26 protein-coding genes, 2 tRNA genes and 1 pseudogene are annotated in these 24,981 nt (G+C 39.7%); 15 read left to right on the forward strand and 14 right to left on the reverse strand.

Annotated features, from left to right (window positions below):
• Window positions 1-55: 55 nt before the first annotated feature.
• Both WA249_RS06645 and WA249_RS06650 read right to left on the reverse strand, forming a co-directional pair.
• Window positions 56-2,242: a bifunctional SulP family inorganic anion transporter/carbonic anhydrase gene (locus tag WA249_RS06645; RefSeq protein ID WP_336167240.1), complete on the reverse strand. Its 2,187-nt coding sequence runs from the start codon at window positions 2,240-2,242 to the stop codon at window positions 56-58.
• Window positions 2,243-2,539: 297 nt separating this feature from the next.
• Window positions 2,540-4,888 (reverse strand): Tex family protein, encoded by a 2,349-nt coding sequence (locus WA249_RS06650; RefSeq protein ID WP_336167242.1) that lies wholly within the window; start codon window positions 4,886-4,888, stop codon window positions 2,540-2,542.
• 669 nt (window positions 4,889-5,557) lie between these two features.
• Here WA249_RS06650 and ompR point away from each other — a divergent pair.
• The 5 genes and pseudogenes from ompR to WA249_RS06675 all read left to right on the forward strand — a co-directional run bounded on the left by ompR (window position 5,558) and on the right by WA249_RS06675 (window position 10,064).
• Window positions 5,558-6,322, forward strand: a complete 765-nt coding sequence (gene ompR / locus WA249_RS06655; RefSeq protein WP_000060753.1) for an osmolarity response regulator transcription factor OmpR — start codon at window positions 5,558-5,560, stop codon at window positions 6,320-6,322.
• Between the two features lie 17 nt (window positions 6,323-6,339).
• Window positions 6,340-7,797 carry an ATP-binding protein gene (locus WA249_RS06660; RefSeq protein ID WP_336167244.1) on the forward strand — a complete coding sequence of 486 codons (1,458 nt, stop codon included), beginning with the start codon at window positions 6,340-6,342 and terminating at the stop codon, window positions 7,795-7,797.
• Window positions 7,798-7,842: 45 nt separating this feature from the next.
• Window positions 7,843-7,953, forward strand: a pseudogene (locus tag WA249_RS06665) (hypothetical protein).
• Window positions 7,954-7,988: 35 nt separating this feature from the next.
• On the forward strand, window positions 7,989-9,503 hold the full coding sequence (locus WA249_RS06670; RefSeq protein ID WP_336167246.1) for an acetyl-CoA hydrolase/transferase family protein: 1,515 nt from the start codon (window positions 7,989-7,991) through the stop codon (window positions 9,501-9,503).
• Between the two features lie 129 nt (window positions 9,504-9,632).
• Window positions 9,633-10,064 (forward strand): GNAT family acetyltransferase, encoded by a 432-nt coding sequence (locus WA249_RS06675; RefSeq protein ID WP_336167248.1) that lies wholly within the window; start codon window positions 9,633-9,635, stop codon window positions 10,062-10,064.
• Window positions 10,065-10,236: 172 nt separating this feature from the next.
• Here WA249_RS06675 and WA249_RS06680 read toward each other — a convergent pair.
• The 3 genes from WA249_RS06680 to WA249_RS06690 form a co-directional block, all read right to left on the reverse strand.
• Window positions 10,237-10,312 (reverse strand) — tRNA-Phe (locus WA249_RS06680).
• 127 nt (window positions 10,313-10,439) lie between these two features.
• A tRNA-Phe gene (locus WA249_RS06685) sits at window positions 10,440-10,515 on the reverse strand.
• Between the two features lie 105 nt (window positions 10,516-10,620).
• Entirely contained in the window at window positions 10,621-11,004 is a 384-nt protein-coding gene (locus tag WA249_RS06690) for a GNAT family N-acetyltransferase (protein ID WP_336167250.1), read from the reverse strand.
• A 102-nt stretch (window positions 11,005-11,106) separates the two neighbouring features.
• On the opposite strand from WA249_RS06690, the gene hisB reads away from it, so the two are divergent.
• From hisB to hisA, 5 genes are all read left to right on the forward strand, one after another.
• Window positions 11,107-11,700 (forward strand): imidazoleglycerol-phosphate dehydratase HisB, encoded by a 594-nt coding sequence (hisB, locus tag WA249_RS06695; protein ID WP_002116767.1) that lies wholly within the window; start codon window positions 11,107-11,109, stop codon window positions 11,698-11,700.
• The gene (hisH, locus tag WA249_RS06700; RefSeq protein WP_336167252.1) at window positions 11,700-12,317 is read left to right on the forward strand and encodes an imidazole glycerol phosphate synthase subunit HisH; all 618 of its coding nucleotides are present in this window, start codon (window positions 11,700-11,702) and stop codon (window positions 12,315-12,317) included. Before hisB ends, hisH begins: the two co-directional genes overlap by 1 nt.
• A 151-nt stretch (window positions 12,318-12,468) precedes the next feature.
• Window positions 12,469-13,014 carry a DUF805 domain-containing protein gene (locus WA249_RS06705; protein WP_336167254.1) on the forward strand — a complete coding sequence of 182 codons (546 nt, stop codon included), beginning with the start codon at window positions 12,469-12,471 and terminating at the stop codon, window positions 13,012-13,014.
• A gap of 86 nt (window positions 13,015-13,100) precedes the next feature.
• Window positions 13,101-13,742 carry a 3'-5' exonuclease gene (locus WA249_RS06710; protein WP_336167256.1) on the forward strand — a complete coding sequence of 214 codons (642 nt, stop codon included), beginning with the start codon at window positions 13,101-13,103 and terminating at the stop codon, window positions 13,740-13,742.
• Window positions 13,743-13,836: 94 nt separating this feature from the next.
• Window positions 13,837-14,568, forward strand: a complete 732-nt coding sequence (hisA, locus tag WA249_RS06715) for a 1-(5-phosphoribosyl)-5-[(5-phosphoribosylamino)methylideneamino]imidazole-4-carboxamide isomerase (protein ID WP_336167258.1) — start codon at window positions 13,837-13,839, stop codon at window positions 14,566-14,568.
• 69 nt (window positions 14,569-14,637) lie between these two features.
• Here the strand turns inward: hisA and WA249_RS06720 are convergent, their stop codons facing one another.
• Window positions 14,638-15,189 carry an XRE family transcriptional regulator gene (locus WA249_RS06720; protein ID WP_336167260.1) on the reverse strand — a complete coding sequence of 184 codons (552 nt, stop codon included), beginning with the start codon at window positions 15,187-15,189 and terminating at the stop codon, window positions 14,638-14,640.
• Between the two features lie 98 nt (window positions 15,190-15,287).
• Here WA249_RS06720 and WA249_RS06725 point away from each other — a divergent pair, with 98 nt between their 5' ends.
• Entirely contained in the window at window positions 15,288-16,190 is a 903-nt protein-coding gene (locus tag WA249_RS06725; RefSeq protein WP_336167261.1) for a DMT family transporter, read from the forward strand.
• Between the two features lie 34 nt (window positions 16,191-16,224).
• Here the strand turns inward: WA249_RS06725 and WA249_RS06730 are convergent, their stop codons facing one another.
• From WA249_RS06730 to WA249_RS06745, 4 genes are read right to left on the reverse strand one after another with little or no spacing between them, the layout of a single operon-like run.
• Complete coding sequence (locus tag WA249_RS06730) at window positions 16,225-16,530, reverse strand: antibiotic biosynthesis monooxygenase family protein (protein ID WP_336167263.1); 306 nt, start codon at window positions 16,528-16,530, stop codon at window positions 16,225-16,227.
• A gap of 3 nt (window positions 16,531-16,533) precedes the next feature.
• Window positions 16,534-16,926 (reverse strand): DUF4870 family protein, encoded by a 393-nt coding sequence (locus WA249_RS06735; protein WP_016139947.1) that lies wholly within the window; start codon window positions 16,924-16,926, stop codon window positions 16,534-16,536.
• A 36-nt stretch (window positions 16,927-16,962) separates the two neighbouring features.
• The gene (locus tag WA249_RS06740; protein ID WP_336167266.1) at window positions 16,963-17,592 is read right to left on the reverse strand and encodes a DUF1294 domain-containing protein; all 630 of its coding nucleotides are present in this window, start codon (window positions 17,590-17,592) and stop codon (window positions 16,963-16,965) included.
• Between the two features lie 10 nt (window positions 17,593-17,602).
• On the reverse strand, window positions 17,603-18,553 hold the full coding sequence (locus tag WA249_RS06745; protein WP_336167268.1) for a homoserine kinase: 951 nt from the start codon (window positions 18,551-18,553) through the stop codon (window positions 17,603-17,605).
• A 112-nt stretch (window positions 18,554-18,665) separates the two neighbouring features.
• On the opposite strand from WA249_RS06745, the gene hisF reads away from it, so the two are divergent.
• A complete protein-coding gene (gene hisF / locus WA249_RS06750) occupies window positions 18,666-19,424 on the forward strand; it encodes an imidazole glycerol phosphate synthase subunit HisF (protein ID WP_049837475.1) in 759 nt (252 codons plus the stop codon).
• A gap of 41 nt (window positions 19,425-19,465) precedes the next feature.
• Here the strand turns inward: hisF and WA249_RS06755 are convergent, their stop codons facing one another.
• On the reverse strand, window positions 19,466-20,104 hold the full coding sequence (locus WA249_RS06755; protein WP_336167272.1) for a hypothetical protein: 639 nt from the start codon (window positions 20,102-20,104) through the stop codon (window positions 19,466-19,468).
• 108 nt (window positions 20,105-20,212) lie between these two features.
• Between WA249_RS06755 and WA249_RS06760 the strand changes: the two genes are divergently transcribed.
• On the forward strand, window positions 20,213-21,217 hold the full coding sequence (locus tag WA249_RS06760) for an AraC family transcriptional regulator (RefSeq protein WP_336167274.1): 1,005 nt from the start codon (window positions 20,213-20,215) through the stop codon (window positions 21,215-21,217).
• Window positions 21,218-21,349: 132 nt separating this feature from the next.
• Entirely contained in the window at window positions 21,350-22,039 is a 690-nt protein-coding gene (gene aqpZ / locus WA249_RS06765) for an aquaporin Z (RefSeq protein ID WP_336167276.1), read from the forward strand.
• 216 nt (window positions 22,040-22,255) lie between these two features.
• Here aqpZ and WA249_RS06770 read toward each other — a convergent pair whose 3' ends face one another.
• The 3 genes from WA249_RS06770 to WA249_RS06780 all read right to left on the reverse strand — a co-directional run bounded on the left by WA249_RS06770 (window position 22,256) and on the right by WA249_RS06780 (window position 24,323).
• Window positions 22,256-22,498 (reverse strand): hypothetical protein, encoded by a 243-nt coding sequence (locus WA249_RS06770; protein ID WP_336167278.1) that lies wholly within the window; start codon window positions 22,496-22,498, stop codon window positions 22,256-22,258.
• Window positions 22,499-22,543: 45 nt separating this feature from the next.
• Entirely contained in the window at window positions 22,544-23,143 is a 600-nt protein-coding gene (locus WA249_RS06775) for a LysE family translocator (RefSeq protein ID WP_336167280.1), read from the reverse strand.
• 97 nt (window positions 23,144-23,240) lie between these two features.
• Complete coding sequence (locus WA249_RS06780; protein WP_336167282.1) at window positions 23,241-24,323, reverse strand: DNA/RNA non-specific endonuclease; 1,083 nt, start codon at window positions 24,321-24,323, stop codon at window positions 23,241-23,243.
• A 255-nt stretch (window positions 24,324-24,578) separates the two neighbouring features.
• Here WA249_RS06780 and WA249_RS06785 point away from each other — a divergent pair, with 255 nt between their 5' ends.
• Entirely contained in the window at window positions 24,579-24,968 is a 390-nt protein-coding gene (locus WA249_RS06785) for a hypothetical protein (protein ID WP_336167284.1), read from the forward strand.
• Window positions 24,969-24,981 lie beyond the last annotated feature (13 nt).

The following is a 24,981-nucleotide window of genomic DNA, read 5'->3' on the forward strand; positions in this document are numbered from 1 at the left end:
TGCCATAGTGAAAAAAGCGCCTTAAATAAGGCGCTTTTTTTAATTAAAGAACTTATCAATCAAGAAACTGAACATGTCCTGTTTTTACATCATAAATTGCGCCAACAATTGTAATATCACCTCGCTCAACCATATCTTTGAGCACACTGCTGTTGTTAATAATATATTGAATATTGTAGTGAACATTCATGGCCGTCACCTGATTGATAAAGGCTTTGCTTAGTTCACGAGGTTTCATAATGTCATAAACACTATCAACTGAATGCATTAATGGTCCAAGCACATATTGAATATGTGGCATTTCCTTCACATCAGACACTTGCTTTTGTTCTAGACGTAATTGACATGCACTCGTCACCGCACCGCAATCGGTATGTCCTAAGACAACAATTACTTTAGAACCTTTAGCCTGACAAGCAAACTCAAGTGAGCCCAATACTTTTTGCCCAGCAATATTACCTGCAATTCGTAAGCTAAACAGATCACCAATACCGACATCAAAAATCATTTCGGTAGGTGCACGTGAATCCATACAACCAAGGACTGCTGCAATCGGATGCTGCCCTTCATCTGCAGTGACTCGAATTTGTCGATAAATATCACGTTGTAAACGTTCATTTTTTACAAAACGTTCGTTCCCTTCTTTAAGTAAGTTGACGACCTGTTGAGGACTCAACTTTTGTTGCAAATCATGTGTACTAATATCAATATCAAGTACCGCATCGTCAACGTCTTGATAGTGCTGTTTGAACCCAACCAGTTTAAGATTTACCTCACGTTTAATGGCCGTTTCACTTTGATAATCCTGAATAACTTGATAAATATCAGGATCGATCGAATCACATTGAGTCGCATCAATAATGAGTTGCTGATGTTTATGTACATGTTCCAATGCTGAAATAAGCGCAGAACGATTAAGAAAGGTCACTTGTGATGGAAGTTCAATACGAGTCACTACACCATGCAAGCGTTTCTCTCTATAAACACGAATACCTTTATTAAAATTACCATAGAGAATAAAAGCACTACTGGTGAACAGACCAATTAAAATTCCCATTAAAAGATCGGTCAGCAAAATTGCAACTAAGGTAATAATAAAAGGTAAAAACTGTTTCCAGCCTTTTTGATAAAGCTGTTTAAATAGTTTTGGATGAGTAAGCTTAAAGCCTGTCAAGATTAAGATCGCAGCCAATGCAGACAAAGGAATCATGTTCATTAATGGCACGAAGAACAAAACCGCTAACAGCAACAATACGCCATGAATAATGGTAGAGCATTTGCTACGCGCACCTGCATTTGCATTCACCGAGCTACGCACAATCACTGAGGTCACTGGCATTCCACCAATTAAACCAGAAATGATGTTACCTGTACCTTGTGCCCAGAGTTCACGATTAGGAGGAGAAGAGCGTTTTTGAGGATCGATTTTATCTGCGGCTTCCAGATTCAGTAATGTTTCTAAAGATGCCACAACAGCAAGCGTAATTGCCCCTGTGTAAATCATAGGCTCAGCTAAATAGCTAAAATCAGGAAAAATTAATACATCTTCGGGTGCTTGTAAGATATTCGGCAATTGAATGAGGTTATCAATTTGCACTGCCCATGCAGAGCCAATACTCACTAAAATAAAATTTAAACCCGCAGCAAGCACAACTGCGATTAGAGCAGAAGGTAAAGCTAGTTTTTTGAGTGGACTGCTATCCCACGCTAAAATTAAAAATAAACTGAGCAACCCAATAAGTGCAGCTCCGCTATCGAAACGCTGAAGGAATGCATCAGGTGTTGATGTCCAAACTTGTTTCCATGAAAAATCAGAAAGCCCAAACAGATAAGGTAATTGAGTCGCAATCAGGATGACACCAATAGCGGCTAGTAATCCTAAAATGACATTATTTGGGATAAAGTTCGCAAAAAAACCTAACTTGAATAATCCAAATAGAATTTGCAGGACGCCGGCAAAAATAATACATAATAAAAAGGCGGCATAATTGCCGCCTAATTGTTCTAACTGTACAAGAATGACGGCAGTCAGCCCTGCCGCTGGGCCTGCAACGCTAATGTGGGAACCACTCAGTAAACCAACAATAATACCGCCAACAATACCAGCAATAATGCCAGAGATAATGGGAGCTCCTGAGGCTAAAGCGATACCCAAACACAGCGGTAATGCCACAAGAAATACGACCACTCCGGACAGGAGGTCTTTTAAATGAAATCTATTTTTCAGGTTTAAAACCGACATAAAAAAACCATTTATAATATAAAGAAATAAGCAAAGTTGTACTATTACAGCCTGAAAGTGAGTAATTGCTTCAAGGCTTGGTTGATGGTGTCGGACAACTGAATATCGTTAAAGTTGAGTTATGCTATAACGTTGTATATTTGATTATAGGTTTCACAACGTTTTGTTGATCTTAAGATTCACCTCATCTTTACGACTGCGATTTTTTTCTTATTTGCTTTTATATAACTGTTAAAAAATAATTCTTAACCCATAAAAAAGCCTCCAATTGGAGGCCTTTTTATCAATTAAAAACTCTTATTTAGAGCCTTTAATCCCTGCTTGTAGTAACAATGCACCTAAACCGCCAATCTTTTGTTCTTGTGGTTTATCTTGCTTGCTACGCTGAGGGCGTTCAGCTTGATCTTTACGCGGTTGAGGACGTTTACCTTGTGGTTTGCGTTCAAAACGTTGTTCTGTATTTTGCTCACGGCGTGGTGGACGCTGTGCTTTTACAGGTGCAGAACCTTCAGCACGCATACTTAAGTTCACGCGGTTACGTTCAACATCAACCTGCATAACACGTACTTGTACAATCTGGCCCGGTTTTACAACTTTATGTGGATCAGATACAAACTCATTTGCTAATTCAGAAATATGAACTAAACCATCCTGATGTACACCAATATCAACAAAGGCACCAAAGTTTGTGACGTTAGTGATCACACCTTCAAGTTGCATACCTTCTGTCAATTGACCAACTTCAGTAATATCTTCACGGAATTTAGCAGTACGGAACTCTGGACGTGGATCACGACCTGGTTTTTCAAGTTCAGCTAAAACGTCTTGGATTGTTGGTAAACCAAATTTGTCATCAACAAATTCATCAGCTTTTACTTGGCGAATGATTTCACTATTACCGATGATGTCTTTAACAGTTGTTGCTTTTGCTGCAACAATTTTCTCAACAAGACCATAACTTTCAGGGTGAACTGAAGAAGCATCTAAAGGCTCAGAACCATTTTGAATGCGTAAGAAACCAGCCGCTTGTTCAAAAGTACGATCACCTAAACGTGGTACGCTTTTCAACGCTTGACGGTTGTCAAAACGACCATGCTCTTTGCGGTATTCAACAATCTGTTGAGCAATTGCTTTGTTTAAACCTGCAATATAAGCCAAGATTGCTGGTGAAGCAGTATTTACATCAACGCCTACAGCATTCACGCAGTCTTCTACCACTGCATCAAGTGTTTTTGCCAAACCAGTCTGGTTCACATCGTGTTGATATTGACCTACACCAATTGATTTCGGATCAATCTTCACAAGTTCAGCAAGTGGATCTTGTAAACGGCGGGCAATAGAAACTGCACCACGAATTGAAACATCAAGCTCTGGAAGTTCTGCCGATGCAAGTTCACTTGCAGAGTAAACAGATGCACCCGCTTCACTTACAGTGATTCGTGTTAAATTCAGATCAGTATTCGCAGCCATCATTTCAGCTACAACAGCTTCTGTTTCACGGCTCGCTGTACCATTACCAATTGCAATGAGCTCTACATTATATTCACGGCACAGGCGTGCAAGTTCAGCAATTGAGCCTTCTTTATCATCTTTTGGAGCAAATGGATAAATCGTGCTGTGAGCAAGTACATCACCTGCATCACTGATCACTGCCAGTTTCACGCCAGTACGAATACCAGGGTCAACACCCAAAGTCGTACGGCTACCAGCTGGCGCTGACAATAATAAATGACGAAGATTTTCAGCAAATACCTGCATTGCTTCTGCTTCGGCAGTAAGACGTTTTTCTGTCAGCAATGAATGCTCAATTTGAGGACGAATCTTGCCTAACCAGAATAATTTTGCAGTTTGCTTTAAGAAATCCTGACGTGCTTGAGGTTGAGTTTGCTCAAGGTTGTATTCAGTTTCAATACGTGCCAATGGCGCATCATCGTCACCATCTACTTTCAAACCCAATACGTTTTCTTGACGACCACGTAACATCGCCAATAAACGATGAGAAGGTAATTTGTTTAAACCTTCAGAGAATTCAAAGTAATCACGGAATTTTTTACCAACTTCTTTCTTTTCTTCAGATGCAACTGCACTTTTTAAAACCGCAGTTTTTGCAAAAGTTGTTTTTAATTCTGTAGTAAGCGCAATATTTTGTGCCCAGTCATCAATCAGAATATGCTGAATCGCATCTAATTGACTTTCAACATCTGGATAGTCTTCATGACTAAAACCAGCCAATGCTTCTGTCGGTTCAACTTGTTCTGCAATAATTTTTTCAGCAATTGGTCCTAAACCTGCTTCTTTTGCTTTAAAAGATTTACTTGTACGCTTAGGGCGATACGGTGCATAAAGTTCTTCTAAAGCATTTTTTGTTTCGGCTGCATTCACCCGCGCCAACAAGTCATCATTCAATTTATTCTGTTCTTGCAATGACTGAATGACTTTTTCACGGCGCTCATATAAATCACGTAAATACGCTAAACGAGTATCTAATTGGCGTAACTGCGTATCATCTAAACCTTGTGTTACTTCTTTACGGTAACGGGCAATAAATGGAACACTGGCACCTTCATCAATTAAGCGGATGGCAGCTTCTACTTGGTTTGGACGTACGGCAAGCTCACTTGCCAACTGCTGAACTAAGTCAGTCATCGTGTTTGATCCCACAAGGATAAAGTTTAAAAGCACTGATTATAAAGACCAAGCCCATAAAATCCACACTTGTTTGCGTATTCAAAACGTTTTTTTGTATTGACTCTGAATATTTATGCTTTTTAGGACTACTCGAGCACATAAAATCAGGCATTTACGTCTAAAAAAATTAAAGCTGGATCTGATCTTTACTCTTTATAAAATTATAAACGCACAACTTATGTCATGAAAGTGACAAAATTTTATTATAATTTATGAGAAAATGAACATATTGGTACACTCCTCAAAAGATAAAAATATAGAGATTCAACAAGGTTTTATTCGTCTCATCTTTGTATCACCTCTTACAATCTGCCTACATCAATAATTAAAAGCTTTCTAACACCCCATTCAGCCTATCTAAAATAACTTATTTGAAACAATTAGTTATTACTATTTAATTATTAAAAAATTATCAAATATTTAAGTATTTGTTTTTTTAGATCAGTCTTTGCTAAATTATGGGCTTAAGATGTTGTTTTTTGGTTTCAAACTACCTTGAAAATTGTAATTTTGAGCAAATTGATACATAGTCTTAACAAGAACATCAGCATTATACTGAGGACTTGTTGGCAATAAGCCTCACCGACCCAATAATATATAAATTATGACTTTAAAAGGGAGTACATCATGAGTTTAGTTGTACCTGCTGAACATCCTGAAACCGTACACAACGAAACGGATCGTGTCGAACGTATTTTAGTGGTCGATGACGATGTGCGTTTACGTACCCTCTTGCAACGTTTTTTGGAAGATAAAGGCTTTGTTGTAAAAACTGCCCACGATGCTTCGCAAATGGACCGTCTATTACAACGTGAGTTATTTTCACTTATCGTACTCGACTTTATGTTGCCAGTTGAAGATGGTTTGAGTATTTGCCGTCGTTTACGCCAATCAAATATTGATACACCAATCATCATGCTAACAGCACGCGGTAGCGATTCAGACCGTATTGCAGGTCTTGAAGCTGGTGCAGACGATTACTTGCCAAAACCATTTAATCCAAATGAGCTTTTAGCCCGTATCCGTGCTGTATTGCGTCGCCAAGTTCGTGAAGTTCCAGGTGCTCCAAGCCAACAAGTTGAAGTTGTAAGCTTTGGTCCATGGTCTTTAGACTTGTCTACCCGCACGCTGACACGCGAAGGACAAATCGTTACGTTAACGACTGGTGAATTTGCAGTATTAAAAGCATTGGTACAACACCCACGTGAACCATTAACACGCGACAAACTCATGAATTTGGCTCGTGGTCGTGAATGGGGTGCAATGGAACGTTCAATTGACGTTCAAGTATCTCGCCTACGTCGTTTAATTGAAGATAATCCTGCACGTGCACGTTATATTCAAACGGTATGGGGCGTAGGTTATGTATTTGTTCCAGATGGTGCGGAATAAGTTTGAGATAAAATAGAGTGAGTTTAGAACCAATCGCGCCACAAAACTTTACTGATTACGCTACCTACTCTGAACGGAGACGAACTCGGTGGGAACGTTTTCTCGACAAAATTAAGCCACGCTCTGCTGCTATGCGTACCACCATTCTGGTACTGCTGGTGGTGTTTTTTAGCTTATTTATGTCGTTATGGTTCTTTTGGCGCACTCTTTATTTACCTGAAATTCAACAGCACGCCCGTTATCTTGCAGTTGAACTTGAACTCGTCAACAATCCGGATATACGGATTTTTCATCGAGACACTCAAGTAGATGTAGATGAGTGGTTACGTAAGCGTGTAGGGATTGAATACATTACCAACCCGAAAGAATATCCAAGTGTCCGCGATAAAGTAATTGCTGAGATTTTTACCAATCAGGTCGAACAAAAACTAGCTAATGAGATTGGTGCTAATGATGTTACGGTTTACTTCCAGTTTAAACCTAGCCCACGCATTTGGATTCAAACCCCTGAAATGCACGGGAACTGGGTCCGCGAGCCTTTAAAAACCTATGCAAACTATAGCCCTGAGCTATTAATTGGTTGGGTCGTTGGTGTTCCATTAGTGTCGGCTATCATTATTTTGATTCTAGTCAGACAAATGAACCGCCCTCTACGCCGTTTGCAAAATGCTGCCAATGAATATAGTAAGTCAGGAACAGCACCTTACTTAGATACCAATCACGGTCCCTTAGAAATTAGGCAAGTGAACCAAGCCTTTAACCGCATGGTCTATACACTTGATCAAACCGAGCGTGAACGACGTATTATGTTGGCAGGCATTTCTCATGATTTGCGAACTCCTCTAACACGCATTCGCTTAACAGCAGAAATGTTACCTGATGAGTTCTTACGTGAAGGTTTAGTCTATGACGTAGATGATATGGACGCAATTCTTAATCAATTTATTTCATATATGCGTGATGGCTCAGATGAGGAACTGCGAGACACCAATATCAATATGCTTTTACAAGAACTTGTTGTCCAGTTTAAGCCCCTTGAGATTCACTTCAAGATACAAGATGTGCCCATTATTCCGGCACGCAGCCTTTCTTTAAAACGACTTATTGCCAACCTGATTAATAATGCAAAACGCTATGGCGCTGAACCTATAGATCTAAGTGCAAAAGTTGAAAATGAACATATTTTAATTACCGTTGCCGATCATGGTGAGGGTATTCCACCAGATCAAATTGAAGAGTTAATGCAACCGTTTGTCCGCGGAGACTCAGCAAGAACGATTCAAGGTAGTGGACTTGGCCTTGCCATTGTCAAACGTATTGTCGATATTCACCAAGGTGAAATTCAGATTCATAACCGTGAACAAGGTGGTTTAGAAGTTATTGTTTCTTTACCCATCCCTAAACCAATCACTGAAGAAAATAGCCCAATTAATCCATTAGAAAAAATAAAGCAAACTTTGAGTGAGCGCTTTTAATTTAACCAGTTAGTGATTAAAAGCCTCATTTTAAAGACAAATAAAATGATTAAAAATCAATAAAATAAAAACCATAAATTTAATTTATACCACCATTTATTTACAAAATTAGACCTTAGCCTAACACCTATGCACTTTTCAATTTTTCATAGCTAAAATCCCCTATGTTTTGACAATTCTGAGGATGTCCAATGTCTTTAAGTCGTATTCGCCTAGCTTCTCTTCATGACAAGGTCATCAGTGCTGAACAAGCTGCGCAATTCATCGAAGATGGAATGACCGTAGGTATGAGTGGTTTTACTCGTGCTGGTGAAGCTAAAGCTGTTCCACAAGCACTTGTAGAACTTGCAAAGAAAAATCCGTTAAAAATCACGTTAATTACGGGTGCAAGCTTAGGTAACGACTTAGACAAACAACTCACGGAAGCAGGTGTTTTATCTCGTCGTATGCCATTCCAAGTGGACAACACTTTACGTCGTGCCATTAACAATGGCGAAGTTATGTTTATTGACCAACATTTATCTGAAACTGTTGAGCAAATGCGTAACCAACAACTTAAACGTCCTGATGTTGCAGTGATTGAAGCAATTGCAATTACTGAAGATGGTGGCATTATTCCAACGACTTCTGTAGGTAACTCTGCAAGTTTTGCTATTTTTGCCGAAAAAGTTATTGTTGAAATCAACACATCTTTAAGTGAAAGCTTTGAAGGTTTGCACGACATCTATATTCCAACTTATCGTCCAACACGTACTCCAATTCCATTAACCAAAGTGGATGAGCGTATTGGTACAACAGCAATCCAAATTGATCCTGCAAAAATTGTTGGTATTGTATTTAACGATACCCACGACTCACCATCAACGGTAACTCCGCCAGATGATGAAACTCAAGGTATTGCAAACCACCTCATTGCTTTCTTTAATAAAGAAGTTGCTGAAGGTCGTTTACCGAAGAGCCTTGGCCCATTACAAGCAGGTATCGGTTCTATTGCCAATGCTGTATTAACAGGTTTAAAAGATTCTGACTTTGAAGACCTCATCATGTACTCAGAAGTATTACAAGACTGTACTTTTGAATTAATTGATGCAGGCAAAATGAAATTTGCTTCTGGTAGTTCAATTACGCTTTCTGCAAAATGTGGTGAAAAAGTTTTTGGCAATATCGAAGCTTACAAAGACAAATTAGTACTTCGTCCACAAGAAATTTCTAACCACCCTGAACTGGTTCGCCGTTTAGGTATTATCGGTATTAATACTGCGCTTGAGTTTGATATTTACGGTAACGTGAACTCGACTCATGTGTGCGGTACTAAAATGATGAACGGTATTGGTGGTTCAGGTGACTTCGCTCGTAATGCTCACTTGGCGATCTTTGTGACTAAATCAATTGCTAAAGGCGGCGATATCTCTTCTATCGTGCCAATGGTGAGCCATGTTGACCACAGTGAACATGATGTTGATATTTTAGTGACAGAACAAGGTTTAGCAGACTTACGCGGTTTAGCACCTCGTGAACGCGCTCGTGTCGTTATCGACAATTGTGTACACCCACTTTACCGTGATGCATTAAATGATTACTTTGATCGTGCATGTGCTAAAGGTGGACACACTCCTCATTTACTTCGTGAAGCGTTGTCTTGGCATGCAAACTTCGAAGAAACTGGTCAAATGCTTCAAGCAGCACAAGTTGCAAAATCAGCTTAAGTAACTAGTTAAATTCAAGCACTCCTACGGGGGTGCTTTTTTATTTGTGTAAATTATGAATAAACACTGCTCAAGCCCGAATTTTTATTTTATCTTTTGAGCACATCAAAACAAAAAGTAGAAATCTATATGTTTATCATTCGTCAATTTACAAGTGCGGATCTGGAAGATGTCGTCATTTTATGGGAAAGCTGTGGCCTGACTCGACCTTGGAATAATCCTGAAACCGATATTTTTAGAAAAGTCTCACAACAAGATGATTTGTTTCTAGTTGCGATTAAAGATGAGCAACTCATTGGCACGCTGATGGGCGGCTATGACGGCCATAGAGGCTGGATTAATTATTTGGCTGTTCATCCCCACCAACAACGCTTAGGAATAGCTACAGCGCTTGTTCAGCAGCTTGAAAAACGGCTGATTGCGCGAGGCTGCCCAAAACTACAATTATTGGTGCGTAAAGATAACCTAAATGTACTGAATTTTTATGAACAGCTCGGTTATGACGAAGTAGAAGCGGTGTGTCTAGGGAAACGTTTAATTAGCGATAGTTCACATGATTAGGCCCTTACTTATAATAGCTTTGACATAATAAGAAAAGTAATCAGAACTTGGGGATAAGTGAGTGTGCTTGTGGATAAATCTCATTTTACCCACAACTAAACAAATAATGCTTTAGATAAAATCACAAGTATGAAAAAAGCCTCATACGTTATGTATGAGGCTTTTTCGAATATGGTGGCGAGACCCAGGATCGAACTGGGGACACACGGATTTTCAATCCGTTGCTCTACCTACTGAGCTATCACGCCGTTGGCCTGTATTAAGCCGTATCGCAGAACAATAGTCAACAATTATCCTGAGTTTTTGATTTAAATGAGTATTTTTTATACTTAAAAAAAAATCCCTGATGGGATCAGGGATTGAAAACACTAATAATGGTGGCGAGACCCAGGATCGAACTGGGGACACACGGATTTTCAATCCGTTGCTCTACCTACTGAGCTATCACGCCGAAGTGGGCATATTAAACAATGTTTATATGATCAGGTCAAGCAACTTCCGCATTTTTTGTAACAAGTGATTATTTTTAAATCATCACCACATACGAACAGAGCTTTTAATAATGTAATTTACCAATATGAGCCAAACAGCGATGAATTGCCCCACACCCTGGCTCAAAAATTTTAACGCCTTTTGACTCTTCTATACGACAAGCTTCTTCAACTAAGCGCTCTGCAACCCCACGGCCCCGGTTAGCAGGATGTACAACAATATATTCAAGGACCTTGCTTTCACCTTGTCCTGAAGACCAGATTGCCCCTATAATTTTGGTGTTAAATTCAGCAGTATATAGCGTGGTATACTGTTTTAAATCTTGTTCAAGTTGTTCAATCGCATCGTGCCCGTCACCAAACTCCGGACTTGTATCATACAGTCGCTCAAGCTGATCTCGAATCTCTGAATTATCTAGAGAACTATAAGCATGTACGGTAATAGGCATTGATTAACCCTCCTGAGCAAACTATGATGCTGTCACGAATTCGTCACAGCGAAATTATCGTTACATCCAATCATTTTTGACGTTTTTTTGAGGAACGTGTCCATGACGCAACGTATCAGTGAAGTGGTTAGAAATACCAATGAAACCAAAATTCGAGTTCGTTTAAATCTCGACGGTACTGGTCAAGGCACACTAAACACTGGAGTTCCATTTTTAGACCATATGATTGATCAAATCAAGCGACATGGCTTATTTGATATCGATATTCATTGTGACGGAGACCTCGAGATTGATGATCACCACACTGTAGAAGACTGTGGAATCACGCTTGGACAAGCTTTTGCACAAGCTTTAGGCGATAAAAAAGGTTTAAAACGCTATGGTCACTTTTATGCACCATTAGATGAAGCTTTATCTCGCGTTGTTGTAGATTTATCTGGTCGCCCGGGTTTATTCATGGATATTCCATTTACCCGCGCGCGCATCGGTACCTTTGATGTCGATTTATTTTCTGAGTTCTTCCAAGGTTTCGTAAACCATGCGCTTATGACCTTACACATCGATAATTTGAAAGGTAAAAATAGCCACCATCAAATTGAAAGTGTGTTCAAAGCGCTTGCTCGTGCTTTACGTATGGCATGTGAAGTTGATCCACGTGCAGAAAACACGATTGCATCGACCAAAGGTAGCCTCTAATGACACGTATCGCGTTACTTGATTATGGCATGGGCAATTTACACTCAGCAGCTAAAGCACTTGAGTATGTAGGCGCTACAGTCGATGTGACCAATGATCCAAAACTAATTGCACAAGCCGACAAAATTGTTTTCCCGGGCGTTGGGGCAATGCGTGACTGTATGCAAGGCATGCGTGAAGCAGGCATTGATGAAGTCGTACGCAAAGCTGCTTTTAATAAGCCAGTTCTTGCGATTTGTGTAGGTATGCAAGCACTACTACAAAGCTCAGAAGAAAATGGCGGTGTAGAAGCACTCGGTATTTTTGACGGCGTAGTAAAACACTTCCCTCAAATGGAAGGTTTAAAAGTACCACACATGGGCTGGAACCAAGTTCACCAAATGGATCCAAGCCATCCAATGTGGAACAACATTGAGCAAGATGCCCGCTTCTACTTTGTACATAGTTACTATGTCGAACCAAAAGATGAAAGCTTAGTTGCTGCAACATGTGACTATGGTGTGAACTTCTGTACAGCAATTCACAAAGATAATTTATTTGCGACCCAATTCCACCCAGAGAAAAGTCACACTGCTGGTTTGCAGTTACTTAAAAACTTTGTGGAATGGAATATTTAATTTCATTTAAAACCAAAATAGATCAGGTCGAGATGGCCTGATCTATTTTTTTATTTATAATAACAACCAATCATTTATAGAATGATATTTTATTCAACAAAATATTGAATATTCATACTTTTAAATAAAACCAAATGATCAGGAAAACAAAATGAATGCCCCTTTTGAAAATCAAGCAACCCAACAAGATTCCCCCTTTAAAGCAAATGGTCGTTTCGGACGACTCTCTTATGCGGCATGGACTCTCTTATTTTCCTTTGTAATTGTGATCGCCATTATTATTATTGCTTTCACTTTTGGACTGACAAATAAAGATTTAACAGGCCATTCCACCGCAGGAATGATTCTTATAGGTATTGTTTATATTGTCTGTATCTATTTCAACTTTATTTTTACTATTCGTCGCTTGCATGACCGCAATAATACGGGATGGCTATCATTACTGATGCTCATACCTGTCGTAAACTTTATTTTTATGATTTATCTCTTTGCAGCCAAAGGTACGGAAGGCACTAATGATTACGGTCCACAGCGCCCAACTCTTGGCTGGGAACGCGTTTTAGGCTGGATCTATATTGTCCTAATTCCACTTGCTTTTGTTTTTGCTATTGTTGCCACAATCATGGCTCCTACCTATGAAGGTTATGTCGAGAAAAGCGAAAGCGTTGTCATTGGTACACCATCTCAGTCTCAATAATTTTTGAAGACAGTCATAAAGCCTAGTCCTCTAGGCTTTATTCATATATAAAGCTAATAGCCCAATTCATTTGTACGCTGTTAAATATGTTCGAAGCCTCTCCCCTCCTTGATAAAGCATTTATTCAGCAGCTTCCTCCTTTTGAAAATCTTACACACCAAAATATTGTTGTGATTGAAAATATTGAGCAATGTAAAAGTATTGAAAATGAATTAAAAAACGCTGTAATTTTGGGATTTGATTCTGAATCTAAACCGACTTTTCGGGTAGGTGAAGTCTCGACAGGTCCACATCTGATTCAGCTTGCTACGGAACACAAAGCATATTTATTTCACGTCAATTCATCGACTTTAAAATTTTTGCAGCCATTTTTGTCTAATCCTCAGCAAATTAAAGTTGGCTTTGGCCTTAAAAATGATAAGCACATTTTTCATAAAAAAGGCATTGAACTGGAAAGTTGTGTCGATCTTGCTAAAGGCTTTAGCCACTTCGGTTTTACACAGCAAATGGGTGTACAAAAAGCGGTTGCACTGTTATTTGGGCAATATCTTGTAAAGTCGAAAAAAATTGGAACTTCAAATTGGGCACGAAAGCCGCTTAGCTCTCAGCAAATCAGCTACGCTGCCGCCGATGCATATGCTGCTTTATTGGTATTTGAAGAGCTCAGAAAACAAAAACTATTACCCACTCACATTTCTCAAACTATTCAAACTGCACTTCAAGCGTAAAGTTATAAAAGTCTTTTCTAAGGCTTAGCGATTGATCAATACTTTGCTAAGATGTGCAAAATTTCATAATCATGATGAAGCAAGGAGCGGAAGCATGCTAATCATTCCTGCAATTGACCTGAAAGATGGTAAATGTGTGCGTTTAAAACAAGGGCGTATGGAAGACGATACTGTTTTCTCTGACGATCCAGTTGCAACTGCCCAGCATTGGGTAAATGAAGGCGCACGTCGTTTGCATTTGGTCGATTTGAATGGCGCTTTCGCAGGCACTCCAATTCATAAACCTGTTGTTGAAGCAATTGCTAAAGCACAGCCAGAATTACCAATTCAAATTGGCGGTGGTATTCGCTCATTAGAAACCATCGAGCACTATTTAGAAGCTGGCGTGACTTTTGTCATTATCGGTACTAAAGCAGTTCAAGAGCCTGAATTTGTAGAAGAAGCTTGTAAACGCTTTGCTGGTCACATCATTGTTGGTATTGATGCGATAAATGGCATGGTTGCAACTGATGGCTGGGCAAATGTTACTGACGTTAAAGCAACTGACTTAGCTAAACGCTTTGCAGATGCAGGCGTGTCTAGCATTGTTTATACAGACATCGCTCGTGACGGCATGATGCAAGGTGTAAATGTTGAGCAGACTGTAAACTTGGCTCAATATTCAGGTTTACCAGTAATTGCTTCTGGTGGTGTAACAAATCTTGATGATGTACGTAACTTAATCGGCCAACCGGGCATTTTAGGTGCAATCACAGGTCGTGCAATTTATGAAGGTACTTTAAACCTTCGTGAAGCTCAGCTTTTGTTAGATGAAAACCGTCTTTAATTTTTAAGATGTAAAAAAAGAGCCACTTTAGGCTCTTTTTTATATCTTATATGACAAATATATTCCTAATCAATAAACTACATTTCGCATAAATTTAAGGACTTGGTTACCACTATTGATATAGGTGTAAGTCACAGAACTAGCAAAACTAAAAGATGAACCAGCAGAAATTATTTTCATGCTATCGGTAAATTGTATGGTCAACTCACCTTCTAATACATAAATCAGTTCTTGCCATCCTTCCGCATCTGCTTCGGCAACATAAGACTCGCCTACTGCTAATGACCACGTCCAAAGCTCAACTTGTGAACGCGATGGAACTGAAGCCAATAAGGTTGCTCTGCTTTCTTCCTTTTCACCTTGCCAAGCAAGTGCATTGACCAAAGCTTGTTCTTTATGCTCAGGTGCACTCACAATCGTTCCAAAGTCTACTCCCAACACTGCCGCAATCGCATCAAGTTTAGCTAGGCTAATATTAACTTGCCCTGTTTCCAAAGCTGCGATTGTCCGTCTGCTCACCCCTGCCTGATCGGCCAATTCCTGTTGGCTTAAATCTCGTTCATCTCTTAAGGAACGAATGTTTGTGCCGACATGCTGTAAAACGGTACTGGACTGGCTCATAAATTAACGCAGCAAATAAAATATGAGCAATATATTGCACAAAATAGAAGAATAGCGCAATATGTGCAGTATATTGCACAATTCTTTCTAATTTGAATATGTCACCAATTTCTTTGAGTTCAAGCAAAGCCCCACAATTAGCACTCGTTTTAATTACGATCATTTGGGGTGGAACATTCCTTACTGTGCAATATGCACTGAATTTTTCATCGCCTATGTTTTTTGTAGGCTGCCGCTTTGCTGTCGCGGCGCTTACCTTGCTGCTTATTTCTTTCAAGAGTATGAAAGGCGTTACTTTAAAAGATTTAGGTGCTGGCAGTGCGATTGGTCTTGTAATTGTGGGAGGCTATGGAACTCAGACAATTGGCCTACAAACCATTCCAAGTAGTGAGTCGGCTTTTTTAACAGCGCTTTATGTTCCACTTGTACCTATTTTAATGTGGCTCATCTTTAGAAAAGTTCCACACATTATGACTTGGGTGGGAGCAGTCCTTGCTTTTGCTGGCCTTATTTTATTGACAGGTAATGGTTTTGAAAAAATCTCTTTAAATTTTGGACAGCTTGTAACAGTACTCGGATCACTTGCGATTGCATTAGAAATTATTTTTATTAGTTATTTTGCTGGAAAAGTAAATTTACGTCGCGTCACCGTCATTCAACTCGCTGTCGCCTCTCTGGTTTCTTTTGCCATTATGCCTGCGGTGGGTGAACATACAATTCCTGCATTTTCATGGCCACTTGTACTCCTTGCTGTTGCATTAGGTTTAGCCAGTGCGCTTATTCAATTTGTGATGAACTGGGCTCAACGTATGGTTGATCCTTCCCGTGCTGCGATTATCTATGCAGGAGAACCTGTTTGGGCAGGTATTATTGGTCGAATTGCGGGTGAGCGTTTACCAGTTATTGCTCTTTTGGGTGGTGCTTTAGTGGTATTAGGTGTTTTAGTGAGTGAATTAAAACTTAAGTTGCCAAGCAAAAAAGTCAAAAGTATACGAGAATAAAAAAGAGAGCTTAACGCTCTCTTTTTTTTATCTATTATTTTTTCTTCAATAATATAGAGGGTTGGTAATACTCAACCGTTGGCATTGGATCATAAAATGGATGGAGCAATGCTTTCCATTCCTGATAAGCCTCAGACTTTCTAAACCCTTCTGTATGATTTTCAATCTCATCCCAAGAGATCATTAAAATATAATGATGTGGGTCAGTTGCATGTCTAATGAGTTGGACAGCATTGAAGCCCTCCATTGGATAAACAATATGTTTCGCCTGCTCAAAAGCCTCAAGAAATGCTTCACTTTGCCCAGACTTTATATTCAAATGCACATGTTCAATAATCATGATTTATTGATACATCGGACGGTTATCATTTAAAGCAATCAAGCCGCGAATTGCACGATATACAATCCAGATCCATGCAGCACCAATTACACCCACACAGAATACGGTCGATGAAATTGCAACACCTGCAAACAGGTCAGTATTTTCACCTGTAAAGAACAAGAAAATAAACGGCAGAAAGGCAATAATATTCCAAGCGAGATACCACCAGAATGTTCGGATTTGCCATGTAAAGTGGCTCGCAAAAATTGAACCTTGCACATCGGAACGTTTTACATAGTTAATAATTAAAGCAATAACCGCAAGTAAGCCGCCTGTAAAAATAGCGACAATATAAAGTACATATAAAATAAGCGTTAAAGTACGATTTGAATCTTGGTCGATAGAACTATTCATTTTTATACCTCTCAAGTTTAATAAAACGATTTACTTTTATGAGCCCCGCAACACATTTAAGGGAGAAATTAGCCACAAAATCAAAAGTAAATGAAGGAATATGGTACAAAAATAAATCTTACGGAATGGTTGTTTTTGTGTTTTATGTCTCAGTTTTTGTTGTGCCCACCATGCAGCAGGCCAGCCTCCTAAAAAGCTGACAATGTGTAATGTTTGCTCAGGCACACGGCGATTACCCAATTGTGCAGCTTCTTTATCTTGTGAATATAACCAATAGCTCAGCACATTCATCATTAAAATAAACAATACGGTATAGGCTGGTAAAACATGGATAAAACTCATAATTCCCATTAAAACGAAATAAAACACGATCCCCATTTGCATTGCAGACCATGGACTGGCTTGAAAAGAAGATTGTGTTTTTACTGGTTTTGAAGCTTTACGGGTTTGAGATGCTTTTAAATAAGTGACCTGCTGGGCACGAAAGCGACCTTGTTCATCGAGAATAATCAGATATTCCAGTGCACAGCCGATAATTGGCCGAGGACCGGGGCGTGCAAAATCTTTGATATGCAAAAAGACTCGCTCTTTTTCAGCATCATCTGGCTGAATAAAGCCATAACCTTTTTCGTCGAACCATTCGACTAATCGCCCCTGATCTCGCATCTTTATTCCTTTATCCTTTTACGTGGCTCAAACGATCTTGCATCATTGCTCGCATTTCTTGCGGGTCTTTTTGCAAAATGTCGTCGCCTGTACGTCCTTCTTCTTTATTTTTTTGAGCAACTTGCAAACGCATTGACCAGAAACGGCATGCCGCCATTGCTAAGAATACATCTAAACACTCAAGTTCATCTGAAGTAAGCGCACGAACTTTTTGATAACTCTCTAAGTAAGCCGCCACTTTGTCTGAATTTAAATGTGCTGCTGGATATTCGGTACAGAAATCATTGATGGTAATCGCAATATCAAATAGCAATTCATCTTGATTTAATTCATAGAAATCTAAAATACCTTGTAATTGCTCACCTTCAAACAACGTATTGTCGCGGAATAAATCAGAGTGAATAAAACCTGTTGGTCGATTTGAGTACAACGCTGTTTTAGCATTAAAAGCTTGATAGACCTGCTCCAGTAAAGTTTGGTCTTCTTGAGTCATATTTGGTTTAAGCTGCTCTGCAACGGCTGTCCAATATTGATGATCACGTCTATATTCACGCTCAAGCGGAAAATCTTGTAAAGCCACATGTAGCTTGGCCTGTGCATCTGCAATTGCTGCAACTTGTGCGACGGTGGTTTGCATGGGATGGTGACCCATGAGACGTGGTGCAATCTGTGCAGGCTTTTCTGCAATAACATGAACCGCTTGTCCGCTATGTTTTAATGGCACCGCCACTGGCACATCATGAGTCCCCAATTGTTCAAGAACAGGAATGAGTTCACCTGCCCCTTGTGCATCTAACTCTTCAAACACGGTGAGTACATATTGTTTGCGGTTTACATCAACCAGAAAATAATTGGTGTTTTGAATACCTCCCTGAATTGGGTTCAGCTCCAACACCTCTAATCCATAAGGTGCAGCAAAGGTGCGAACTTCATCTAAACTCAACGGGGTATAAACCGACATGGAAAACCTGCAAAAAACATCTGTGAAGTTTGATAGAATACCTCTTCCCTCCATGAAGGTGTAGCGCCTGTGTAGGAACTTTCACCAACGGCGATTATTTTTGGAAAAAGTTATGCTTGCTAAACGTATTATTCCTTGCCTAGACGTTGATAACGGACGCGTAGTTAAAGGCGTTCAATTCCTCGATATTCGTGATGCTGGCGACCCTGTTGAAGTGGCACGTCGCTATAACGAACAAGGTGCAGACGAAATTACTTTCTTAGACATTACCGCTACACATCATGGACGCGATACCACTTACCGTACTGTTGAACGTATGGCCGAGACTGTATTTGTGCCATTAACTGTTGGTGGTGGTGTACGTAAGGTTGAAGATATTCGTGCGTTATTAAATGCGGGTGCAGATAAAGTGAGTATTAACTCGGCTGCCGTATTTAACCCTGAATTTGTTCAAGAAGCTTCTCAGCACTTTGGCGCACAATGTATTGTGGTTGCGATTGATGCCAAAAAAACTGGTGATAACAAATGGGAAATCTTTACTCACGGTGGTCGTAAACCAACGGGCATTGATGCGATTGAATGGGCTGTACAAATGGCTGACTACGGTGCGGGCGAGTTACTCATTACCAGTATGGATGCCGATGGTACGAAAGCGGGTTACGACATTGCTTTAATGCGTGCCATTAATGACCGCGTTACCATTCCTACGATTGCTTCAGGTGGTGTAGGTAACTTACAACATCTAGCAGATGGGATTTTACAAGGTGGTGCCGATGCAGTATTGGCTGCAAGTATTTTCCACTTTGGCCAATACACCATTCCAGAAGCTAAGCAATATTTGGCTGACCAAGGTATCGAAATGCGCTTGTAAGCTTATTTATATTTAAAGGGGCAATATGCCCCTTTATTTTTTTATGCAGCGCCATCTACAGCATTCACCACACTAGTAAGTTCAGGCTTTTCTTTTTTCTCGACCCATTTTGCAGGAAAGATTTTTTCTATAGCTTGAGATAATGGTCTAGCAAACGCAACAGGTAAACGAACACCCAAAGGATTTTGTTCTTTTAAATCTGCCGAAGACACCACACGTGTTCCCATCACATAGTCAAACCAAGGTTTGGTTACACACCAATTGGCATCTTGATTAGAGTTCATATGGTGATCGTAATGCCAAGGAATTTTACGCTTCGCCCAGTCAGGCTCCAGATGTGCACGGCGATGAATATAATAATAATTTCCTGCACTGTACCAAGCTGCAAGTGCCATACCTTTTGAAAATGGATAGAAAATTGCACTTGAAACGGTTGCCACGACTGCCAGTGAAATTAACTCATTTTTAGTTCGCCAGTTGCCAACGCCCTCCACATAACAATCATCATGAAATTGCTGCTTACGGACTTCACGATGATGTGCCCAATGGGATTCCATACTTTTTGGCACGGGGCTATAGCGTGGCTTTCCAGCACGATGTACCCCATGCAGAATATATTTATGAGCTACCCATTCAAATGCATTGGCAACCGCAATTCCTGCAATAAACCCTTTTAACATCACCTAACTCCTTTTTCTTTTATTTAGAATATAAAATTCGCTATGCTAGGTATTGACCAGAATTTATAGTTTCATTGACAAATCACGACAAGAAAGAGGTGGTCAGGGATGCCACAATTAAAAAATTATACGGGTTCGGTCTATGGAGGACTCGGACATCTATTAAAAGCTTATTGCGAAGCCAATCAGTTAGCTATTCCTGAACAATTAGAGCAAATTCAAAATCTGGAACGCTTTGACTATGTAGTTTGGCGTGACCTATTAGAAGTGATTTATAAATTAGACCCGAAGCCGGGATTAGGCCTAGAAATTGCCAAATACGTGCAACCCAAACACTTAGGGATTATTGCCTACCTTGCTCTCTCGTGCGACAACCTAGGCGAAGCCTTAATTCGCTATCATGATTTTCACCGTCTGATTTATGACGGAAGTCCGTTAGTGGTTGAACTATATGGTCAATATGGCTCTATTCGCTGGGAAGAGACCGAGTTACACCCCACCCAACTGACTGATGAAATCGCGATTGCACTGGTTATTCAATTCTTACGACTTTTTATGTCTCATGAAGATATACATTTACATGAGGTACATTTTTTAAATGCGGCACCCAAGAACATTAGGGTTTATGAACAATACTTTCAATGTCCGGTCCGTTTTAGCCAGTCACGTACCGAGCTACTCATTCCAATTACGGAAATTCATAAGCCACTCAGCAGCGCAGACCACACATTACAACAACTATTGGTTCAGCAAGCACAAGCACTTTTAGAACAGTTACCAAATTCAACCCAGCTTGATCAGCGTTTACAGCATTCAATTTTGACTGGACTGCAAAAGAATCAGTATCAAATTGAATATATTGCTGCTCAGCTCGGCCTTTCGGTCCGACAACTCCAACGCCACTTGCAACAACAAGACACCACTTTTCAAGAACGTGTTCAGCAAGTAAGGTTTATGCTCGCAACCGAGTATTTAAAAGACCCGCATTTAAGCTTACAAGAGATTGCTCTTTTGCTTTGTTATTCAGAACAAAGTGCTTTTCAAAGAGCATTTAAACATTGGACCAATCAAACACCGCAACAATGGCGAGATCAATTTTTAGACAAAGAATAACCAACCAAAACTTACAAATCTTTTCTTGATTAAAACAACACTGAAAACAAAAATTTCATATAGTCACATGCTTTAAATTTATGTGACGTAATTCACATTAATTAAAATAGATTAAATAAATGAGTAATCAGAATGAATAAATATTTTGCTGAATTTCTAGGTACGTTTTGGCTAGTCTTTGGTGGTTGTGGTAGCGCAGTATTAGCCGCAGCTTTCCCTGAACTTGGTATTGGCTTTGCAGGTGTAGCCCTTGCCTTTGGTTTAACCGTACTCACAGGTGCCTATGCTCTAGGGCATATCTCAGGTGGACATTTTAATCCCGCGGTAAGCGTTGGCCTCTGGGTCGGCGGCCGCTTCGATGTTAAAGATTTGATTCCCTATATTGTTGCTCAAGTAGTCGGTGCGACTGCTGCTGCATTTGTTCTTTACATTATTGCTCAAGGTCAAGCTGGCTTTACTGGTGTTGGCGGTTTTGCTTCAAATGGTTTCGGTGATTTATCACCAAACAAGTTTGGCTTAGGTTCTGCTTTCATTATTGAAGTGGTACTTACAGCTTTCTTCTTAATCATTATTTTAGGATCAACACATGGTCGTGCACCTGCTGGCTTCGCCCCTATTGCTATTGGTTTAGGCTTAACGCTTATTCACTTAATCAGTATTCCAGTAACCAACACTTCGGTGAACCCTGCACGTAGTACAGGTGTTGCGTTCTTTGCTGAAACTGCTGCTTTAAGTCAGTTGTGGTTATTCTGGGTGGCGCCGATTTTGGGTGCTGTAATTGGTGCACTTATTTATAAGGTGGTTGCTGGAGAGAAGGATTAACTTTTCTTAGACTCAATATACTATCGCGGTGGGTGACATGGATGTCACCTGTTGAGCAGGGATAAACGGAAGTACCCTCTGATCAACAAAGCCTTTTGCTTACTTTTGGGCTTTCAAAAGTAAGAAATGTCTATACAAACTCAATAAGACCTAACATGGTATTAAAGACTGTATGGCAGCATGACTATGCTAAACATCACACATAGAATGCATAAATTATAAAAACGGATTATTAATTTCTTGTTCAGCTGGACGTTCAATTTTCTCTGGTAATTCTTCTTTTTCCAAAGCCGTAACCACTTCGTTTAAAAAGCTCTGTAAGGCTTTCGCTTGTTCTAGTCCAACTTTATCTTTAGTGATTTGCAAGTTGCCATAAATGCTGACGCAATCAATATCATTTTCTAATGTTAAATCTTCAATTGAAGAAGACTCTGTACCCTTTTCAAATGGCTTAAACATAGGTGTTGTCTCGTTGTTATATCTTGATAGTGTAATACGACCAATTTAAATAAAATCAATCAAAATTAAAAGTGCCGATAAAATTAAAAAAGCACCCATCAAGATATTAAAATATTTCAAACGGTTGCCATGATTTAATACGACTGAAAATTTATCACCGCACAGCCCCCAAAAGAACAAACATGCATAGCAAGTGAAAAAATAAATCACGATAAAGATCGGCAAAGCCTGTGGATTTTCAATGCTTGTAAACATGGTAATGCCCGATACACAAGCCAACCACGCTTTAGGATTAAGCCACTGTAACAAGAAACCATCTTTAAAATTGGGAATAATCAGCTGCTCTACAGGAGCACTTGCAATAGAAATGTTAGTCGCAGAAAGAATAATTTTTATACCGATATAACAAACAAATAGCGTTCCACAAATCGCAAGAATTTTTAGGACAATAGGAAACTGAGTTAATAGACTTTGAAGCCCAAATGCCATAAAAATCAAAAGTAAGGTAAAGCCAATCGTGGCCCCTGAAATATAGGGAAGCGATCTTTTTAAACCGTGATTTAAGCTAGTCGATAAAATAACTGTATTGACGGGACCTGGGGTAATAGACATTGCAAAAGAAAAAAGAAACATCGAAGCAAACATTGTTATTGTCCTTATTTGAATAAATAGATGAATAGACAGATCTGTATATTCATCTATTGTATCTATTTAGAACTGACTAACAATATCAATAACCAACCTATTTTATTATTTGCAAGAAATAGTTCACCAAGGCATCTATCAATTGTTTCACAATCGCTTTTCTTGTTTCTTCATCAATACTTGGAACTTTTGATTCCATAGGTTCAGAAGACGTACTTTTTTGCTTTTTAAATTGATCTTGTAATGCGTGAATCTGGTCTGTAGTTAAGTCTTTTTCACACTGGCTTTCTCCGTCCCAATGTAAATAGTCAAGCTTCTGGTTTGGCTTAACTTGGCTAGATGTTAACGGTAAGCGATAAACATTACGTTTCTGTTGCTCGGTAAGTTGAGGAAATAAGTTAATTCCTAATTTTTCTTCAAGATAGCAAACACTGACTACTTTAACCTGCTGAGAGTTATTATTCGGTGCATAATAAGCGCCAATTGCACCTGTTTTAGGATAATAAACTGCCTTATACACTGCGCTTGGAATGATGACACCACGTCCAATCGTCTTGAGTCGTTGACCTTCAAATATTGGCCCCGTCACGATATAAGCATCTTGCTTTTGCTTAGTGACTACTGCGCGCGTGGCATCTTCAAGCTTACGCCAAACTTCCTGATTATTTTTAGGGGCCTGCGGCACCATATTACTTAATGAAAAGCTATCAGACTGCGATTCCTTATTGGGCATATCACCATTGGGTGACATATGTCCACGGTCATAGCCTGAACCACGATAATCACTTAAAAGTGAACGATGACGCTCAGGAATTTGAGTTTCTTCATGAAAACTATCTTCACGTTTAATTTTAACGCTTAAACGCTCAGGACTTAGATGTTCAGCCGACCATAATGGTGTTTTAGATATACCTGAGTACAAGACATTAAAGCCATTAAAGCACAGCGGATAACTGTCTTTTTTTAAACTGCCTTTATTTAAAGCTGGCGGAACTTCACGGTAAAACTGATTTAGACAAGTCGAGTTGGTACTTAAAGGTGAAAACCACTGTGAAATTTTTTCACCGCCAAAAGCGAAGGCAAAACTTCCTGCTGCCACTCCGGCAAGTACAATCTTGCCAAAATGCTCACTTAAAGAAAAATCATCAAAGATGCCTGTACTACTTTTTTTACTTGCCATATTTATATCAATACCACTATCCACACGCAGCTTAACAATCCTAATTTTTTAAGTATATCTCTTATCTTTCAAACGGTTAAAACATGGTCATAATTTTTGTAACTCTATTTCTTGTTCGGTAACAGTTTGTTGGCATTGTGAGGAACTTTCACTATTGAATTGGGTTAATTGCGTATCTTTCATTGAAAAGCACGGATGGGTTATGACATGGTTAGCTCCACAAATTTGGATAAAAATATAAACGGAGTCCATTTAATGATCCATTCAAAGATTATTGGTATTGGTGTGATTGCTGGACTATGCAGCATGGCAGCTTTAGCTGAACCTGCTGTCCAACCAGGTGAAACTTTAGAAAGTTTGTCTAAAGTAAAAGTCACGACAACCGTCAATGGGCAACCTGGCTCTATTAGTGATTTGGTCAATAGTGGCCAAGTACAACAAGTTTCTGCTGCACCAACAGGCGCAGCGCCTACAGGTGCCCCTATTCCAGCAGATGTGCCACCAGCACCTCCAGTGGCACCAATGGATGCCGTACCACCTGCACAAGATCAGGCATCTCCAGCGCCACAAGATCCAACTCAGTCGGCAGACCCAATGGCAAAAGAGGGTGCTTTGCCAGCCGATGCACCTATGCAAGCTCAATAATCAAAGCCATAAA

The sequence above is a fragment of the Acinetobacter sp. 161(2023) genome (assembly GCF_037027805.1).
GTDB lineage: Bacteria > Pseudomonadota > Gammaproteobacteria > Pseudomonadales > Moraxellaceae > Acinetobacter.

Coding starts and splice junctions, on each gene's coding strand:
- WA249_RS06645 (WP_336167240.1), bottom strand. CDS start 2,242: ATGTCGGTTTTAAACCTGAAAAATAGATTTCATTTAAAAGACCTCCTG.
- WA249_RS06650 (WP_336167242.1), bottom strand. CDS start 4,888: ATGACTGACTTAGTTCAGCAGTTGGCAAGTGAGCTTGCCGTACGTCCA.
- ompR (WP_000060753.1), top strand. CDS start 5,558: ATGAGTTTAGTTGTACCTGCTGAACATCCTGAAACCGTACACAACGAA.
- WA249_RS06670 (WP_336167246.1), top strand. CDS start 7,989: ATGTCTTTAAGTCGTATTCGCCTAGCTTCTCTTCATGACAAGGTCATC.
- WA249_RS06675 (WP_336167248.1), top strand. CDS start 9,633: ATGTTTATCATTCGTCAATTTACAAGTGCGGATCTGGAAGATGTCGTC.
- WA249_RS06690 (WP_336167250.1), bottom strand. CDS start 11,004: ATGCCTATTACCGTACATGCTTATAGTTCTCTAGATAATTCAGAGATT.
- hisB (WP_002116767.1), top strand. CDS start 11,107: ATGACGCAACGTATCAGTGAAGTGGTTAGAAATACCAATGAAACCAAA.
- hisH (WP_336167252.1), top strand. CDS start 11,700: ATGACACGTATCGCGTTACTTGATTATGGCATGGGCAATTTACACTCA.
- WA249_RS06705 (WP_336167254.1), top strand. CDS start 12,469: ATGAATGCCCCTTTTGAAAATCAAGCAACCCAACAAGATTCCCCCTTT.
- WA249_RS06710 (WP_336167256.1), top strand. CDS start 13,101: ATGTTCGAAGCCTCTCCCCTCCTTGATAAAGCATTTATTCAGCAGCTT.
- hisA (WP_336167258.1), top strand. CDS start 13,837: ATGCTAATCATTCCTGCAATTGACCTGAAAGATGGTAAATGTGTGCGT.
- WA249_RS06720 (WP_336167260.1), bottom strand. CDS start 15,189: ATGAGCCAGTCCAGTACCGTTTTACAGCATGTCGGCACAAACATTCGT.
- WA249_RS06725 (WP_336167261.1), top strand. CDS start 15,288: ATGTCACCAATTTCTTTGAGTTCAAGCAAAGCCCCACAATTAGCACTC.
- WA249_RS06730 (WP_336167263.1), bottom strand. CDS start 16,530: ATGATTATTGAACATGTGCATTTGAATATAAAGTCTGGGCAAAGTGAA.
- WA249_RS06735 (WP_016139947.1), bottom strand. CDS start 16,926: ATGAATAGTTCTATCGACCAAGATTCAAATCGTACTTTAACGCTTATT.
- WA249_RS06740 (WP_336167266.1), bottom strand. CDS start 17,592: ATGCGAGATCAGGGGCGATTAGTCGAATGGTTCGACGAAAAAGGTTAT.
- WA249_RS06745 (WP_336167268.1), bottom strand. CDS start 18,553: ATGTCGGTTTATACCCCGTTGAGTTTAGATGAAGTTCGCACCTTTGCT.
- hisF (WP_049837475.1), top strand. CDS start 18,666: ATGCTTGCTAAACGTATTATTCCTTGCCTAGACGTTGATAACGGACGC.
- WA249_RS06755 (WP_336167272.1), bottom strand. CDS start 20,104: ATGTTAAAAGGGTTTATTGCAGGAATTGCGGTTGCCAATGCATTTGAA.
- WA249_RS06760 (WP_336167274.1), top strand. CDS start 20,213: ATGCCACAATTAAAAAATTATACGGGTTCGGTCTATGGAGGACTCGGA.
- aqpZ (WP_336167276.1), top strand. CDS start 21,350: ATGAATAAATATTTTGCTGAATTTCTAGGTACGTTTTGGCTAGTCTTT.
- WA249_RS06770 (WP_336167278.1), bottom strand. CDS start 22,498: ATGTTTAAGCCATTTGAAAAGGGTACAGAGTCTTCTTCAATTGAAGAT.
- WA249_RS06775 (WP_336167280.1), bottom strand. CDS start 23,143: ATGTTTGCTTCGATGTTTCTTTTTTCTTTTGCAATGTCTATTACCCCA.
- WA249_RS06780 (WP_336167282.1), bottom strand. CDS start 24,323: ATGGCAAGTAAAAAAAGTAGTACAGGCATCTTTGATGATTTTTCTTTA.
- WA249_RS06785 (WP_336167284.1), top strand. CDS start 24,579: ATGATCCATTCAAAGATTATTGGTATTGGTGTGATTGCTGGACTATGC.